This window comes from Pseudomonas sp. GL-B-26, assembly GCF_019947405.1.
Taxonomy (GTDB): Bacteria; Pseudomonadota; Gammaproteobacteria; order Pseudomonadales; family Pseudomonadaceae; genus Aquipseudomonas.
This window is the reverse complement of sequence record NZ_JAGYGJ010000060.1, coordinates 1-16,572: the sequence shown is the minus strand read 5'-3', so window position 1 is coordinate 16,572 and position 16,572 is coordinate 1. Positions and strand designations below refer to the sequence as shown.

Genomic DNA, 16,572 nt, shown 5'->3' with positions numbered 1-16,572 from the left:
TTTCACGGCGTCCGGTTACGGCGGGTTTCGATGATGTTTGGCAACTGGGAAATCCGCCCCAGCAACCGCCCCAGTGCATCCAGCCCCGGAATCTCGATGGTCAGGGACATCAACGCGGTGTTGTCCTCTTTGTTCGAGCGGGTGTTGACCGCCAGCACGTTGATCCGCTCGTTGAGCAACACTTGCGAAACGTCACGCAGCAGACCGGACCGGTCGTAGGCGCGGATGATGATGTCCACCGGATAGGTGAGCACCGGCACCGGGCCCCAGCTGACCTGGATGATCCGCTCGGGCTCGCGCCCGCCCAGTTGCAGCACCGAGGCGCAGTCCTGACGGTGAATACTCACGCCGCGACCCACGGTGATGTAACCGACAATCGCATCCCCCGGCAGCGGCTGGCAGCAGCCGGCCATCTGGGTCATCAGGTTGCCGACGCCCTGGATCTGGATATCGCCGCGCTTGCCCGGTTTGTAACCGGTGGCCTTGCGTGGAATCAGTTCCAGCTGTTCGTTGCCGCGCTCCGGCTCGACCAGTTGCTGCGCCAGGTTCACCAGTTGTGCCAGACGCAAATCGCCTGCGCCCAACGCGGCGAACATGTCCTCGGCGGTTTTCATGTTGGCCTTTTCGGCCAGCTTGTCGAAATCTACCGCTGGCAGACCGAGGCGGTTGAGTTCGCGCTCGAGCAAGGTTTTACCGGCGGCGACGTTCTGATCGCGCGCCTGCAATTTGAACCAGTGAACGATCTTCGCCCGTGCCCGCGAGGTGGTGATGTAACCCAGGTTCGGGTTCAGCCAGTCGCGGCTCGGGGTGCCGTGCTTGCTGGTGATGATCTCGACCTGTTCACCGGTTTGCAGGCTGTAGTTGAGCGGCACGATGCGCCCGTTGATCTTGGCGCCACGACAGTTGTGACCGATTTCGGTGTGCACGCGGTAGGCGAAGTCCAGCGGCGTCGCGCCCTTCGGCAAGTCGATGGCGTGACCGTCCGGGGTGAAGATGTAGACCCGGTCCGGTTCGATATCGACCCGCAGTTGTTCAGCCAGGCCGCCGATGTCACCCAATTCTTCATGCCACTCGAGGACCTGACGCAGCCAGGAGATTTTTTCTTCGTAGTGGTTGGAGCCGGATTTGACGTCGGTGCCCTTGTAGCGCCAGTGCGCGCAAACACCCAGCTCGGCTTCTTCGTGCATGGCGTGGGTGCGGATCTGCACTTCCAGCACCTTGCCCTCAGGGCCGATCACCGCGGTGTGCAGCGAGCGGTAGCCGTTCTCTTTAGGGTTGGCGATGTAGTCGTCGAATTCTTTCGGGATGTGCCGCCACAGGGTGTGGACGATACCGAGCGCGGTGTAGCAGTCGCGCATTTCCGGCACCAGCACGCGAACCGCGCGCACGTCGTAGATCTGGCTGAATTCCAGACCCTTGCGCTGCATTTTGCGCCAGATCGAATAGATGTGTTTGGCCCGGCCGCTGATGTCGGCATCGACGCCGGTCGCGGTCAGCTCATTCTTCAGTTGGCTCATCACGTCAGCGATAAAGCGCTCGCGATCCAGACGCCGCTCATGCAGCAACTTGGCAATCTGTTTGTACTGATCGGGCTCAAGGTAACGGAAGGACAAGTCCTCCAGTTCCCACTTGATGTGACCGATACCGAGACGGTGAGCCAAAGGCGCGTAGATGTCGAAGACTTCACGGGCAACGCGGTTGCGTTTTTCGTCATCGGCGGTTTTCACCGCACGGATCGCACAGGTGCGTTCGGCCAGTTTGATCAGCGCAACGCGAACGTCGTCGACCATGGCAACCAGCATCTTGCGCAGGTTTTCGACCTGGCCCTGCGTGCCCAGCACCAGGGATTGACGGGGGCTGAGGCTGGCGCTGATCGCCGCCATGCGCAACACGCCGTCGATGAGTTTGGCGACCACCGGACCGAAGCGCTGGCTGACCGCCGGCAATTCAATCTGGCCTTCGCGCACGCCGCGATACAGGATCGCGGCAACCAATGAATCCTGATCGAGTTTGAGATCGGCGAGAATCTCGGCGATCTCAAGGCCCGTGCGGAAACTCGAGGTCCCTTCAGACCATAGGTTTTTCGCCGCATTGGCTTGCTGTTCGGCCTGTCGAGCGAACTCGCAGGCTTCCTTCAAGGCTTCGCGATCCAGTGCCGGATCGACACTGACCGCGTGATCGAGCCAAGCCTCGAGATTGATACTGCCGTCGGTGTTGATCGGCTGGTGTGCTCTCACCTGTACCATCTTGCTTACCTTCCCTACGACGCAGATTCAATGCGTCAAATCGCTGACCTTCGTTGCCCGTGCGCCCACATCAGGGCCGGTACGCGGCTGCACGGGCGGGCCAGTCGGACCAGACGAGCCGTCCTAGCTCGCTTCAAATAACGCCATGGCCTCGACATGTGCCGTCTGAGGAAACATATCGAGAATCCCGGCACGTTTTAACCGGTAGCCCTGCTTGATCAATTCGACCGTATCGCGCGCCAGCGTTGCCGGATTGCACGACACATACACCAACCGTTTGGCGCCCAGGGACGCCAGCTTGCGCACTGCCTCGAAAGCACCGTCACGCGGTGGGTCCAAGAGTACCGCACAAAAGCCTTCGCGCGCCCATTCGGCATCGGCCAAAGGCTGGGATAAATCGGCCTGAAAAAACTTCGCATTATGAAGATTGTTGCTAGCAGCGTTTGCGGCTGCTCGCTCGACCATCGCCTGCACACCTTCCACCGCCACCACTTCGCGAACGACCTTGGCCAGCGGCAAGGCAAAGTTACCCAAACCACAGAATAGATCGAGAACTCGTTCATCCGCCGTCGGCTTCAGCCACTCCAGCGCTTGAGCGATCATCGCTTCGTTGACCCCGGCGTTGACCTGGATGAAATCCCCCGGACGGTACGCCAGGTTCAAATCCCACTGCTCAAGCCGATAACCCAACGACTGGTCAGCCTCGACCGGTTGCGGTTCGCCGTCACCGTGCAGCCACAATTGGGCTTCATGGAACGCGCAGAAATCCTTGAGGATCGTCATGTCGGCGTCGGACAGCGGCGCCATGTGCCGCAACAACACCGCCAACGACGAACCACTGAACAATTCCACATGCCCCAGCGCCTGAGGTTTACTCAAGCGCCGAAGCATTTCCGGCAAGCGGGTCATGATCGGCTGCAAGGGTTGTACCAGCACCGTGCATTCGTTGATCGCAACGATGTCCTGACTGCCAGCGGCGCGGAAACCGACTTCGAGTTTTTTCGCCTTCATGTCCCAGCGCACCGCCACTCGGGCGCGACGCCGGTAACCGAATTCCGGACCGCTCAACGGCGCGGCCCACTCTTCGGGTTCGACACCGGCGACCTTCGACAATTGCTCGGCGAGCATGCGCTGTTTCAGGGCGAGTTGTTCGTTGTGCGGCAGATGTTGCACGCTACAACCGCCACAGCGACCGGCATGCGGACACGGTGCCGGGCGGCGCAGTTCGCTGGCCTGGAACACCCGTTCGGTGCGCGCCTCGACCACTTTGCCGTGGGCGCCCAACACACGCGCTTCGACTTCTTCACCGGCCAATGCGCCGATGACGAACCAGGTGCGACCTTCAAAAAACGCGATACCGCGACCGTCATTAGCCAGGCGCTCAATACTCAAGCGCTGCTTTTTGCCGGTCGGAATTTGCGGGGCCTTGCTGCCGCCGGTGGGCTGGAAGCGCAGGCCTCTCTCTTGCTTGGCCATCAGTTGGGCGCGTCGAAAATGCCGGTCGACAAGTAACGGTCGCCACGGTCGCAGATGATCGCGACGATCACCGCGTTTTCAACTTCTTTGGACAGACGCAGCATCGCTGCCACCGCACCGCCCGAGGACACGCCGCAGAAGATGCCTTCTTCGCGGGCCAGACGACGGGTCACGTCCTCGGCTTCGCTTTGCGCCATGTCGACGATCCGGTCCACGCGCTCGGCCTGGTAGATCTTCGGCAGGTATTCCTGCGGCCAGCGACGGATGCCCGGAATCGCCGAGCCTTCCATCGGTTGCAGACCGATGATCTGCACGCTCTCGTTCTGCTCTTTCAAGTAGCGCGAGACGCCCATGATGGTACCGGTGGTGCCCATGGAACTGACGAAATGGGTGATGGTGCCTTCGGTCTGACGCCAGATTTCCGGGCCGGTGGTGGTGTAGTGCGCTTCCGGGTTGTCCCCATTGGCGAACTGATCCAGCACCTTGCCGCGGCCTTCGGCCTGCATCCGGTCGGCGAGGTCGCGGGCACCTTCCATGCCTTCTTCCTGGCTGACCAGAATCAACTCGGCGCCATAGGCAGTCATCGCTGCCTTGCGCTCGGCACTGGAGCTGTCGGGCATGATCAGGATCATCTTGTAACCCTTGATCGCGGCGGCCATCGCCAGGGCGATCCCGGTGTTACCCGAGGTCGCTTCGATCAGCGTATCGCCGACGTGGATCTGCCCGCGCAATTCAGCGCGGGTGATCATCGACAGCGCCGGACGGTCCTTGACCGAACCCGCCGGGTTATTCCCTTCGAGCTTGAGCAAAAGGGTATTGCTGGTGGCGCCAGGCAGGCGCTGCAAACGGACCAGCGGAGTGTTGCCGACGCAATCGGCGATGGTTGGGTACTGCAAGGTCATGGCGTATTCGCAATCCAGACTGCGGGGGCGCCTATCATACCGGCAAACCTTCGCTGGCCATATCACGCAAAGTACGGTGCTTATGGTTTATCGGAATAAGCGGCTGAATCAGTACTCTTCGCCTTGCGCGACATTCAATGCATAGAACTCATGCAACTTGGCCTGCAACAACTGTTTGTCCGGTAGCTGCACCTGATATTCAGCGATCAACGCTGGCGACAGGCTGCGGTTAAGGGCGTACTCGACCACCTCGTCATCCTTGCTGGCACATAGCAACACACCAATGGCGGGATTTTCGTGGGGTTTGCGCTCCTTGCGATCCAGCGCTTCCAGATAGAAGTTCAGCTTGCCCAAATACTCCGGTTTAAAACGACCGACCTTAAGCTCAATGGCTACAAGACAATTAAGGCCACGGTGGAAGAACAGCAGATCGAGGGCGAAATCACACCCACCCACTTGAAGCGGATACTCGGAACCGACAAAGCAGAAATCGCGGCCGAGCTCGCTCAAGAATTCTTTGAGGCGCGCCATCAACCCTTTATGCAGGTCAGTTTCGGCATGGCCACCCGGCAGGTCGAGAAACTCGAGCATGTAGGCATCGCGGAATATCTCAAGCGCTGCCGGGTGGGCTTGTCTCAGCACTGCTGAGATTTTTGCTGGTTGGGTCACGCTTCGTTCGAACAGTGCGGTCTTGAACTGACGCTCTAGTTCGCGCTTCGACCATTTCTCCTGAACTGCTAAACGGACGTAGAACTCCCGCTCTTCCGGCCGTTTACTCTGGCTGAAAATGATCAGGTTGTGCGACCAGGACAATTGTCGCACCAGTGGTGCGACTTTCTCTTCAGCGTGATAAGTCTCATAGAACTGGCGCATGCGAAACAAGTTCGACCGGGTAAAGCCGCGCAACCCTGGTTGAGTCTGAGCCAGATGTTCAGCCAGTTGGCTGACCACAGAATCGCCCCATTCGGCTTTTTCCAGCTTGCGACTGATGTAAGCACCCACCTGCCAATACAGCTCGATCAACTGGGTATTCACCGTCTGCATGGCCTGGTGCTTGGCACTGTGAATCAGCGCAAGCACTTCATTGAAACGGTCGTCGGCTGCGTTGCCGGGGACGCTGGATGCATTCATGCCGAACTCCTGGAGGACGAGGAAAAACGCGAGTCTATTCCGTCAAGTCAGGCTTAAGGTGTCGGCAATACCCTTTAGGAAAGGTCGTACAAAATAACGGGAACGCTCCGGCAAAATCAGAACAGTGGTGTAAGGGAGGGCCTCTTCGTCGGAACGCCGCCCGGAGCCGGCTCGCTCCCACAGAATTAGGGGCTGATCACACCATTTGTGGCTGACACACCTCCACTGTGGGAGCGAGCTTGCTCGCGATAGCGTCATCACTCACACCATCAATATCAGCCACCAACCGCATATTCAGTCGCAACCCGGCCTCAGTGTTCTCAGCCCAAAGACTCCCGCCCTGCCGCTGCACCGCATTCCTCGCAATGCTCAACCCCAACCCGAACCCACCATCCCCCGGCCGCGAACCGTCGAGCCGAATGAACGGCGAGAAGATCCGCTCAAGATCCGCCTCAGCCACCCCGCCGCCCTCATCCTCCAGCCACAAATGCCAGAAGTCGCCATCGCGCTGTCCACCAAGACGCACAACGCCGCCCTGCGGTGAATGACGAATGGCGTTGCGCAGGATGTTTTCCAGCGCTTGAGCCAACGTGTTGAGATTACCGCGCACCCAGCAGGACGAATCCACCGCACACCGCAACTGGCTCGCCGGCCAGCCACTTTCATAGCAGGCATTTTCCGTGAGCATGTCCCACAACGCCTGAATCTGGATCGATTCGTCGGGCAATCGAGTGCGTTCGGTGTCGAGCCAGGCCAGTTGCAGGGTGTCTTCCACCAGACGCTGCATGCCATCGACCTCTCGGCCAATGCGCTCGCGCAATTGCGTCAACCCCTGCTCACTTTCGCTGGCCACCCGCAGGCGACTCAGTGGCGTGCGCAATTCGTGGGACAGGTCGCGCAGCAGTTGTTGTTGCAGGGCCACCGTGCTTTGCAGGCGCTCGGACATGTGATCGAAGGCCCGGCCCAGTTCACCCAGCTCATCCGGGCGATTGGTGATGCGGCTCGACAACCGCACGTTCAACTGGTCGGCACGCCAGGCATTGGCCTGTTCGCGCAGACTGTTCAAAGGCACCACCAGCAACCGATACAGACCGACGCACAGTAGCAAGGTGAATAGACCGGGAATCACCCCGTTGGTGATCACCCGCCAGAACACCCGGTATTGCCCAGGCACGAAACGTCGGGGCAGTTCGATCACCAGACTGCCAGCGGACGGATCGTTGGGAAAAGGCACTCTCAACCACGGCAAACCTTTGGTATGGCGACTCGTCGGCCAATCCAGACCGCGTAAAAAGGTCAGGCGCCGGGTTTCTTTTTCCGTCAGCGGGTAACTGCTCAATGACTGCAAATCGCCGCCAATCACACCGACCCATGTCGACTCGCGATGGCCGACGCTCCGCAACCAGGCATCGACGCCTGCACTCTGGCGCTGATTCCACGCCTGCTCGGCCTCGGCGGCGTAGCGCATCAGCGTGCCCCGTGCCTCGTCGGACAGGAACAGGTTTTTCTGTTCCATGTAGCGCCCCCAGGACCAACTGAGCCAGATCATCAGCAGACAGAACGCCACCAACAAACACGCCAGTTTCCAGAACAGCGAATGCCTGCCCGGCAGGTCAGTCCACTTCATCGACAGCACTCAATACGTAACCCTTGCCCCACACCGTGCGCACTTCGCGCTCGAGATAACCGACGGCCTTGAGCTTGCGACGGATCTGGCTGATGTGCATGTCGAGGCTGCGGTCATGGGGCGCATAACCGCGCTGCAATACATGCTGATAAAGGAAGGCTTTGCTCAGGACTTCATCGCCATTGCGATTCAGCGTTTCCAGCAACCGGAACTCACTGCGGGTCAGGCCGGCAGCGGGTTCGCCATAAAAGACATCACAGCATTCATCGTCGAAACGCAGGCTGTCCGCCGAAGGGGCAATCGGTGCCGGCGCTGGCCGGCGGTCGAGCGCGACACGCCTCAGGATCGCTTCGATGCGCACCCGCAACTCGACCATGCTGAAGGGTTTGGGCAGGTAATCATCAGCGCCCAGCCGAAAACCACTGATGCGATCCGCCTCGGCACCGAGCGCCGACATCAGCACCACCGGGGTGGAATGGCTCTGGCGCAATTGCGTCAGTACATTCAACCCGTCCAGGCCCGGCAGCAGAATATCCATCAGCACCACATCGAAGGCTTGCTGGCGGGCGATGGTCAAGCCTTCCAGACCGTTCTGGCACCAGGTTACCTGAAAACCGCAACGTCCCAGGTGCTCATGAACATAAGCACCGAGCACGAGGTCGTCTTCTATAGACAGGATACGAGGATGGCCAGCGGTGATGGGAGTCATGAGTATCTGCAAATAATTCTCAGTTGGCGATTATTCAAGATTGCCTCGCTGCGGGCAACACAAGGTTTGCCCGTGAGGTAAAAGTGGCGATCCAGCCGACGAATGCCGACATCAATTTTACGAAGATTGCCCGCCTGCAAATCGCTACACTGCGCAGGTGGCGCGTGCTGGACGTACGTGCAGGTCATTAAATAGCTGGATGCAGGAGAGATGCGTGCTCAAGAAACTGGGAATTAAAGGCCGCGTGTTATTGCTGACCCTGTTGCCGACCAGCCTGATGGCCTTGGTTCTGGGCGGCTATTTCACCTGGATGCAGCAATCCGACCTGCAAACCCAGCTCATGCAGCGTGGCGAAATGATCGCCGAACAACTGGCGCCCCTGGTGGCCCCGGCCATGGGCCACAAGAACACCGAGCTTTTGGAACGCATTGCCACCCAATCCCTCGAACAACCGGACGTGCGCGCCGTATCGTTCCTCGCGCCCGACCGCGCCCTGTTGGCCCATGCCGGCCCGACCATGCTCAATCAGGCGCCGATCGGCAACAGTTCGCAGATGCTGCGCCGCAGCGGCAATGACGCGACGCGTTATTTGCTGCCGGTGTTCGGCAAGCACCGCAATCTGGCCGGTGACTTGATTCCCGACGAAGCCGACCGCCTGCTGGGCTGGGTCGAACTTGAACTGTCCCATAACGGCATGCTGCTGCGCGGTTACCGCAGCCTGTTCGCCAGCCTGCTGCTGATCGGCGCAGGCCTGGCCGGCGCGGCGTTGCTGGCGTTGCGCATGGGTCGGAGCATCAATCGGCCGCTGAGCCAGATCAAGCAAGCGGTGGCGCAACTCAAGGACGGACATCTGGAAACCCGCCTGCCGCCCCTCGGCAGCCAGGAGCTGGACACACTGGCGTCCGGCATCAACCGCATGGCCGGCACCCTGCAGAACGCGCAGGAAGAATTGCAGCACAGCATCGACCAGGCCACCGAAGACGTGCGCCAGAACCTGGAAACCATCGAGATCCAGAACATCGAACTGGACCTGGCGCGCAAGGAAGCCCTTGAAGCCAGCCGGATCAAATCCGAGTTCCTGGCCAACATGAGCCATGAAATCCGCACGCCGCTCAACGGCATTCTCGGCTTCACCCATCTGCTGCAAAAAAGCGAGCTGACCCCACGCCAGCTCGACTATCTGGGCACCATCGAAAAGTCCGCCGACAGCTTGCTGGGGATCATCAACGAGATTCTCGACTTCTCGAAAATCGAGGCCGGCAAACTGGTGCTCGACCATATTCCGTTCAACTTGCGCGACCTGCTCCAGGACACGCTGACCATCCTCGCCCCGGCCGCCCACGCCAAGCAACTGGAGCTGGTGAGTCTGGTTTATCGCGATACGCCGCTGTCGCTGGTGGGAGATCCGCTACGGCTCAAGCAGATCCTCACCAACCTGGTCAGCAACGCGATCAAGTTCACCCGCGAAGGCACCATCGTCGCCCGGGCCATGCTCGAGGAAGAGCACGAAGACAGCGTGCAACTGCGTATCAGCATTCAGGACACCGGCATCGGGCTGTCGAACCAGGACGTGCGCGCCTTGTTCCAGGCCTTCAGCCAGGCCGACAATTCGCTGTCGCGGCAACCGGGCGGCACCGGCCTGGGGCTGGTGATTTCCAAACGTCTGATCGAGCAGATGGGCGGCGAGATCGGTGTCGACAGTACCCCCGGCGAAGGTTCGGAATTCTGGATCAGCCTGAGCCTGCCCAAAACCCGCGACGATGCCGAAGACCTGCCCGGTCCGCCGTTGCTCGGACGTCGGGTGGCGGTGCTGGAAAACCACGAACTGGCCCGTCAGGCATTGCAGCATCAACTGGAAGACTGCGGCCTCGAAGTCACCCCGTTCAATACGCTGGAAAGCCTGACCAATGGCGTGACCGGCGCGCATCAGACCGATCAGGCGATCGACCTGGCGGTGCTCGGCATCACCAGCAACGACATGCCGCCAGAGCGCCTCAATCAGCACATCTGGGACCTCGAACACCTGGGCTGCAAGGTGCTGGTGTTGTGCCCGACCACCGAACAGACGCTGTTCCACCTCTCGGTGCCCAACCCGCACAGCCAGCTCCAGGCCAAACCGGCCTGCACCCGCAAGCTGCGGCGGGCCTTGTCCGACCTGGTCAACCCGCGTCAGCACCGCAGCGAGCCCGGCGAACCGGTGTCCAGCCGCGCGCCAAAAGTGCTGTGTGTCGACGACAACCCGGCCAACTTGCTGCTGGTACAAACCCTGCTCGAAGACATGGGCGCCAAAGTCCTCGCGGTGGAAAGCGGTTACGCAGCGGTCAAGGCCGTGCAGACCGAAACCTTCGACCTGGTGCTGATGGACGTTCAGATGCCCGGCATGGATGGGCGTCAAAGCACTGAAGCGATTCGCCAGTGGGAAAGTGAACGGCATTGCACGCCGCTGCCGATCGTTGCCCTCACCGCTCACGCCATGGCCAACGAAAAACGCGCGCTGCTGCAAAGCGGCATGGACGACTACCTGACCAAACCGATCAGCGAACGGCAATTGGCCCAAGTGGTGCTGAAGTGGACCGGCCTGGCGCTGCGCAATCATGGGCCGGAGCGCTCCAGCGACAGCCACGGTGGCGGTCATGAATTACAGGTGCTCGATCACGAAGAAGGTTTGCGCCTGGCTGCCGGCAAGGCGGATCTCGCGGCGGACATGCTGGCAATGCTGCTGGCATCGCTGGAAGCCGACCGTGAAGCGATTCGCTTCGCCCGGGAAAACAACGACCAGAACGCCCTGATCGAGCGCGTCCATCGCCTGCACGGCGCGACCCGTTATTGCGGTGTCCCGCAACTGCGCGCCGCCTGCCAGCGCAGCGAAACCCTGCTCAAGCAACAGGACCCCAAAGCCCCCAGCGCGCTGGAAGACCTCGACCGGGCCATCAATCGCCTGGCCGCCCATGCCCGTATAAATGCTTGATGTAACGCAAAAAGCTGGCAGCGACGAGCATTAAAGTAGCAGCTGGCGAAGCCTGCGTTCGGCGACGCAGTCGTCGTAAATCCGGCAAACGCGGTTTACCTGAAAGACCGCAGCGCCTGATTTTACGACGACTGCGTCGCCGAACGCAGGCTTCGCCAGCTGCTACATAAAGCGTGACCGAGTCAAATGGAGGACCGCATGCGCACGATTCTTTTCAGCAGCCAGACCTACGACCGCGACAGTTTTCTCAGTGCCGAGCTACCGGCCGGCATTGAACTGCACTTTCAATCAGCGCGACTGAGCCTTGATACGGTGGCGCTGGCCGAGCATCACGAAGTGGTCTGTGCCTTCATTAATGATGACCTCAGCGCGCCGGTGCTCGAACGCCTGGCCGCGGGCGGCACACGCCTGATCGCCCTGCGCTCGGCCGGTTACAACCATGTCGATCTGGCAGTGGCAAAGCGTCTGGGGCTGGCGATTGTGCGCGTCCCCGCCTACTCGCCCCACGCGGTGGCGGAACATGCGGTGGCGCTGATCCTGGCGCTCAACCGACGCCTGCACCGCGCCTACAACCGCACGCGCGAAGGGGATTTCAGCCTGCACGGGCTGACCGGCTTCGACCTGGTGGGCAAGACCGTCGGCGTGGTCGGCACCGGGCAGATCGGCGCGACCTTCGCGAAAATCATGAACGGCTTTGGCTGCCAATTGCTGGCGTACGACCCCTTCCCCAACCCGCAAGTCGAAGCCCTCGGTGCCCGTTACCTGAGCCTGCCGGAACTGCTGGCCGAGTCGCAGATCATCAGCCTGCACTGCCCGCTCAACGAACAAAGCAAACACTTGATCAATCGCGAGTCACTGGCGCACATGCAAGCGGGTGCGATGCTGATCAACACCGGACGCGGTGGTCTGGTGGACACGCCGGCGCTGATCGACGCGTTAAAGGACGGCCAATTGGGCTATCTGGGGCTGGATGTTTATGAAGAGGAGGCGCAGCTGTTCTTCGAGGACCGCTCCGACCTGCCGCTGCAGGACGATGTGCTGGCGCGGCTGCTGACCTTTCCAAACGTGATCATCACCGCTCACCAGGCCTTCCTGACCCGCGAAGCCTTGGGCGCGATTGCCGCGACCACCCTGCAGAACATCGCGACCTGGGCGGCCGGTTCGCCACAGAATCAGGTCGAGAGCTGATCGGCTCAGGCCTTGGACAAAAGAATCATCAGGGCCAGCCAGCCGAAGCCCAGCAAGCGCTGCCCCAGCGAATGCCCGCGACGCAGCAGGAACCAGACAAAAAACGGCGGCAGAAAGAAAATCATCAGTTTCAGCCAGAGTTCCACCGGACGCGACCCGCCGGGTACCGGTGCCGGGATCTCTGCCTCGACTTCGGCTTTACGTTTGCGCCCGAAAGCGGCCGGGGTCACCCTGGGCACCCTCTCATTGGTCGGTAAACGCCCGAAAGAAAGAGGCGCCTGCTCCTGCGTTGCCGTCGACGTATCCGCTTGCACTGCCACCGCAGGTGCACCGCAATGAATGCAAGCAGGCGCCGTGGAGCTGATGCGTTGCTTGCACTCAAAACATTCGATCAACGCCATTTCTATTCCTTAGAGATGCAAAAGCGGCAGTGTGCCATGACTCGGCAGGTGATTTGAACCAGATCGAAGGTAACATGCCCGCGCCATGCTGCGTTCATGCCCGTGCTAGCATATCGCGCATATTTGGAGGACCCATGGTCGAACACGATTTCCGCTATAGCCTGATGAACCCGCAACACACCCTCACCGAATGCCGCGCCCTTGTGCCGGGGCGTTATCAAGTCACCGGCAACGGCGGCTCGATTCGTAACAACGACGTGCTGGTAGTGACCCTCAAAGGCGCCAAGGACTTGTCCATGCGCCTGACCGTCGAAACGGTTCGCCACTTGATCAATCCGCCCGGCCAATGGGTCGCGGTGGCCAGTGGTCCGGTGTTCGGCGAACTGGCGATCCACACCTGGAAAGTCAACTGCGACAGCTGCGCCAAAGAGCTGAACTTCGAGTTCGCGGTCGACGCCAAGCTGGGCAACAAGGCTGAAAAGCCTGCTGCCACCGCGCGGATTGCCGAGCTGGGCTGGACCACGGTCGGCGAGAAGCACCAGTGCCCGAAATGCCAGGAGCCCGCGTGATGAAACGCCTCGCTCTGACCGCTATGGTTGGCGCCAGCCTGCTGGGCTGCGCCGCCGAGCCGGTGCAACTTGAACACAATCGCAGCTACATTCTGGAGTGGATTGGCGAACGTCCGTTGATGGATTACAGCCACCTGACCGTCACCCTCGGTGAAGACGGTCGGGCCTACGGCAACGGCGGCTGCAACCACTGGTTCGCGCCGTACACCCTGGAAGGCGACAAGCTGAGCTTCGGCAAGGTTGGCAGCACGCGCAAACTGTGTGCGCCGGCATTGATGGAGCAAGAAAAACGTTTCCTCCAGGCGTTGGAAAACGTTCAGCGCTGGGACATCTCGCCGATCGACCAGATGCGCTTCTGGCCGGCCGAAGGCAAGCCGTTGCGTTGGTGGCTTGAAGAGGGTTGATCCATTGTGGCGAGGGGATTTATCCCCGTTGGGTTGCGTAGCGACCCCAAAAAAGGGACTGCTGCGCAGTCCAACGGGGATAAATCCCCTCGCCACAGGTAGGAGCACTCAGTTCTTCGCCTGCAACGCCTCAAGCTTCGCCATCACCCCCGCCGCCGTCTGCTCCCCCATCAGTTGCTCCCTTACCTTGCCCTTGTTATCGATGATGTAAGTCACCGGCAACGCCTCGCTGCGTGGCAGTTCGAACAGCTCCGCCGGATCCTGAGCCAGCACGGTGAACTTGATCCCCAGCTTCTCGCTGGCGCTTTTCAGCTCTTCACCCTGCACATTGTCGAAGTTGACCCCGAACACACCAATCTTCTTGCCCTTGAGCTGATCGGCCAGGGTGTTCAATTCCGGGATCTCGGTCCGGCACGGCCCGCACCATTCAGCCCAGTAATTGAGTACCAGCCATTGTTTGTCCAGACGTCCGGCGGCGACTTTGTGGCCGCTCTGGTCGATGCCATAGTCGTTACCACAGCCCCCCAGCCATAACGTACCGATGATCGCCAATGCCGCTGCCAGTCGCCTAGTCATGTCGTATTCCTTGTTCAAAATTGAATGCGCCTGCGACCCATCGCCTCCCAAGGTTCTGGATTACGCGCTGCACAGTTAGAATAGCCGTCACCTTACGCAAGATGCGAACCGCACATGACCGATCTGACGCTTTATCACAACCCGCGCTGCTCGAAATCCCGCGGTGCGCTCGAACTGCTCGAAGCCCGTGGCCTGACCCCGACGGTGGTCCGCTACCTGGACACCCCGCTGGACGCTGCGCAAATCCAGAGCCTGCTGAAAAAGCTCGGCATCAGCGCCCGGCAACTGCTGCGCACCGGTGAGGACGAGTACAAAACCCTCAACCTGGCCGACAACAGCTTGAGCGAGGCGCAATTGATCGCCGCCATCGCCGCCAACCCGAAACTCATGGAGCGACCGATTCTCGAAGTCGGCGACAAAGCCATCATCGGCCGTCCGCCGGAGAATGTGCTGGAGTTGCTGCCGTGAGTGCGCCGTACATTCTGGTTCTGTATTACAGCCGCAGCGGCTCGACCAATGAAATGGCCCGGCAGATTGCCCGTGGCGTCGAGCAGTCCGGGATGGAAGCGCGCCTGCGCACGGTGCCGCCGATTTCCACCGAGTGCGAAGCCGTGTCGCCCGATATTCCGGACGAAGGCGCGCTGTACGCCAGCCTCGACGATTTGAAGAACTGCGCAGGCCTGGCCATGGGCAGCCCGACCCGGTTCGGCAACATGGCGGCGCCGCTCAAGTACTTCCTCGACGGCACCAGCAACCTGTGGCTGACCGGCGCTCTGGTGGGCAAGCCGGCTGGCGTTTTCACCTCCACCGCGAGCCTGCACGGCGGCCAGGAAACCACGCTGCTGTCGATGATGTTGCCCTTGCTGCACCACGGCATGCTGATCACCGGCCTGCCTTACAGCGAATCGGCCCTGCTGGAAACCCGTGGCGGCGGCACGCCTTACGGCGCCAGTCATCACGCCGGGGCCGATGGCAAAAGCGGCTTGAATGAACATGAAGTCGCGCTGTGCCGGGCCTTGGGCCTGCGCTTGGCGAAGACTGCACAGAAACTGGGGAACTGACGTGGCCAAAAAGCCGAAGATTTTGCCCTCCATCGAATGGCTCGAACCCCGAGTCCGAGCGATGCGCGTCATCAGCCTGCTGTGCTACTTCGGTTTGGTGGGTTTGTTGTGCGCCTACTACCTGGTGGTCGCCGACCTGCACGGCGCCCGGCCGTGGGTGATTCTGCTGATCGAACTGGTGCCGCTGCTGTTGCTGGCGCCGGGGATGATTATCGGCAGCGCGCGCGGGCATTCATGGATGTGTTTTGTGGTGAACCTGTATTTCATCAAGGGCGCATTAGCGGCGTATGACCCGAACCGGCAGCTGTTTGGCTTGCTGGAAATGGGCGCGAGCCTGGCGGTGTTCTGCTCGGCGCTGTTGTATGTGCGGTGGCGGTTTCAGCTCAATCGCAAGTTGGCTGGCGAGGGCGAGATTCGCATCGCCTGATCTGACGCCTTCGCGAGCAAGCCCGCTCCCACATTTGATCGCATTCCTCCTGAAAGAACTCGTTCGAATGTGGGAGCGGGCTTGCTCGCGAAGGGCGCGACTCGGTGTTAATGATTCACCGTGTAGGCGAGCATCATCGATATCTGGCTCATCGGCCGCCCACCACTTTCTTCATGCCACTGGTTGAACACGCCCTGCACCGTGGCCAGATCCCGCAGACTGGTCGGCACCTTGTCGACGATCTTCTGCGCATTCAACGCCGCGACCACGTCGTAGCTCGGAACAAACGTGTCCTTGCCGACCATGCGCAAGAACCGCGGTGCCGATAACCCGCCCAATTGATGGCCGCGCTTTTTCAGGTAGGTCCACAACCCAACGATATCCGTGACCGGCCAATCGGCGATCAACGCGCCGAAGCTGCCCTTCTCATGCGCCACATCCAGAATGAACTGCGCGTTGCGCGGCACGCTCTTGAGTTTGCCCAGGTGACGAATGATCCGCGCGTCCTGCATCAAGCGCTCAAGGTGTTCGGCACTCATCAGCACGACTTTCTCAGGGTCGAACTTGAAGAACACTTCTTCGAACGCCGGCCATTTTGCGTCCACCAGGCTGTGCTTGAGCCCGGCGCGGAAAACGCGCAGCGCCATGGTCGAGAGGTAGCGGTCGTCGCTGATCTTGCGCAATTGCGCCGGGGTTTTCGGAACGGGCAGATGGGCTTCCAGTTCAGCCGCTGAACCGAAGCGGTTCAGACAGTATTCGTGCAGCCACTTGTAATCGCGCATGCCCTCTCCTGAGGATTGAAATGAAAACCCTGTGGGAGCGGGCTTGCTCGCGAATGCGTAGTGTCATTCAACATTGATGTCGACTGACACTACGCATTCGCGAGC

At 60.6% G+C, this 16,572-nt stretch carries 16 protein-coding genes; 7 read left to right on the top strand and 9 right to left on the bottom strand.

Going from position 1 to position 16,572, the window contains the following annotated elements; translation table 11 throughout:
* Positions 1-2: 2 nt before the first annotated feature.
* The 6 genes from relA to KGB23_RS27030 all read right to left on the bottom strand — a co-directional run bounded on the left by relA (position 3) and on the right by KGB23_RS27030 (position 8,091).
* Positions 3-2,246, bottom strand: coding sequence for a GTP diphosphokinase (relA, locus tag KGB23_RS27055; RefSeq protein ID WP_150657115.1), 2,244 nt, complete (start codon positions 2,244-2,246; stop codon positions 3-5).
* 123 nt (positions 2,247-2,369) lie between these two features.
* Positions 2,370-3,722 carry a 23S rRNA (uracil(1939)-C(5))-methyltransferase RlmD gene (gene rlmD / locus KGB23_RS27050; RefSeq protein ID WP_150657116.1) on the bottom strand — a complete coding sequence of 451 codons (1,353 nt, stop codon included), beginning with the start codon at positions 3,720-3,722 and terminating at the stop codon, positions 2,370-2,372.
* Positions 3,722-4,624, bottom strand: a complete 903-nt coding sequence (cysM, locus tag KGB23_RS27045; RefSeq protein WP_223433255.1) for a cysteine synthase CysM — start codon at positions 4,622-4,624, stop codon at positions 3,722-3,724. Before cysM ends, rlmD begins: the two co-directional genes overlap by 1 nt.
* A gap of 108 nt (positions 4,625-4,732) precedes the next feature.
* Positions 4,733-5,755, bottom strand: coding sequence for a YhcG family protein (locus KGB23_RS27040; protein ID WP_223433254.1), 1,023 nt, complete (start codon positions 5,753-5,755; stop codon positions 4,733-4,735).
* A 196-nt stretch (positions 5,756-5,951) separates the two neighbouring features.
* Entirely contained in the window at positions 5,952-7,382 is a 1,431-nt protein-coding gene (locus KGB23_RS27035; protein ID WP_223433253.1) for a sensor histidine kinase, read from the bottom strand.
* Complete coding sequence (locus KGB23_RS27030) at positions 7,369-8,091, bottom strand: response regulator transcription factor (protein WP_223433252.1); 723 nt, start codon at positions 8,089-8,091, stop codon at positions 7,369-7,371. The genes KGB23_RS27035 and KGB23_RS27030 overlap by 14 nt, the downstream gene beginning before the upstream one ends.
* Before the next feature lie 214 nt (positions 8,092-8,305).
* Here KGB23_RS27030 and KGB23_RS27025 point away from each other — a divergent pair, with 214 nt between their 5' ends.
* Entirely contained in the window at positions 8,306-11,059 is a 2,754-nt protein-coding gene (locus tag KGB23_RS27025) for a response regulator (RefSeq protein WP_223433251.1), read from the top strand.
* Positions 11,060-11,257: 198 nt separating this feature from the next.
* Entirely contained in the window at positions 11,258-12,247 is a 990-nt protein-coding gene (locus KGB23_RS27020; protein WP_223433250.1) for a 2-hydroxyacid dehydrogenase, read from the top strand.
* 5 nt (positions 12,248-12,252) lie between these two features.
* Here KGB23_RS27020 and KGB23_RS27015 read toward each other — a convergent pair whose 3' ends face one another.
* Positions 12,253-12,648, bottom strand: coding sequence for a hypothetical protein (locus KGB23_RS27015; protein ID WP_095132438.1), 396 nt, complete (start codon positions 12,646-12,648; stop codon positions 12,253-12,255).
* A gap of 134 nt (positions 12,649-12,782) precedes the next feature.
* Between KGB23_RS27015 and KGB23_RS27010 the strand changes: the two genes are divergently transcribed.
* Both KGB23_RS27010 and KGB23_RS27005 read left to right on the top strand, forming a co-directional pair.
* Entirely contained in the window at positions 12,783-13,217 is a 435-nt protein-coding gene (locus tag KGB23_RS27010) for a hypothetical protein (protein WP_223433249.1), read from the top strand.
* On the top strand, positions 13,217-13,621 hold the full coding sequence (locus tag KGB23_RS27005) for an META domain-containing protein (protein ID WP_046046491.1): 405 nt from the start codon (positions 13,217-13,219) through the stop codon (positions 13,619-13,621). The genes KGB23_RS27010 and KGB23_RS27005 overlap by 1 nt, the downstream gene beginning before the upstream one ends.
* Before the next feature lie 108 nt (positions 13,622-13,729).
* Here the strand turns inward: KGB23_RS27005 and KGB23_RS27000 are convergent, their stop codons facing one another.
* Positions 13,730-14,197, bottom strand: coding sequence for a TlpA family protein disulfide reductase (locus tag KGB23_RS27000; RefSeq protein ID WP_223433248.1), 468 nt, complete (start codon positions 14,195-14,197; stop codon positions 13,730-13,732).
* A gap of 114 nt (positions 14,198-14,311) precedes the next feature.
* Here KGB23_RS27000 and arsC point away from each other — a divergent pair, with 114 nt between their 5' ends.
* Genes arsC through KGB23_RS26985 form a run of 3 tightly spaced genes read left to right on the top strand, consistent with a single transcriptional unit; the run spans position 14,312 to position 15,685 of the window.
* Positions 14,312-14,665 (top strand): arsenate reductase (glutaredoxin), encoded by a 354-nt coding sequence (gene arsC, locus KGB23_RS26995; RefSeq protein WP_223433247.1) that lies wholly within the window; start codon positions 14,312-14,314, stop codon positions 14,663-14,665.
* Positions 14,662-15,258: an NAD(P)H:quinone oxidoreductase gene (gene wrbA, locus KGB23_RS26990; protein WP_046046494.1), complete on the top strand. Its 597-nt coding sequence runs from the start codon at positions 14,662-14,664 to the stop codon at positions 15,256-15,258. Before arsC ends, wrbA begins: the two co-directional genes overlap by 4 nt.
* Position 15,259: 1 nt before the next feature.
* On the top strand, positions 15,260-15,685 hold the full coding sequence (locus KGB23_RS26985; RefSeq protein WP_223433246.1) for a DUF2069 domain-containing protein: 426 nt from the start codon (positions 15,260-15,262) through the stop codon (positions 15,683-15,685).
* 107 nt (positions 15,686-15,792) lie between these two features.
* Here KGB23_RS26985 and KGB23_RS26980 read toward each other — a convergent pair whose 3' ends face one another.
* Complete coding sequence (locus tag KGB23_RS26980; RefSeq protein ID WP_074879137.1) at positions 15,793-16,467, bottom strand: DNA-3-methyladenine glycosylase I; 675 nt, start codon at positions 16,465-16,467, stop codon at positions 15,793-15,795.
* Between the last annotated feature and the right edge of the window lie 105 nt (positions 16,468-16,572).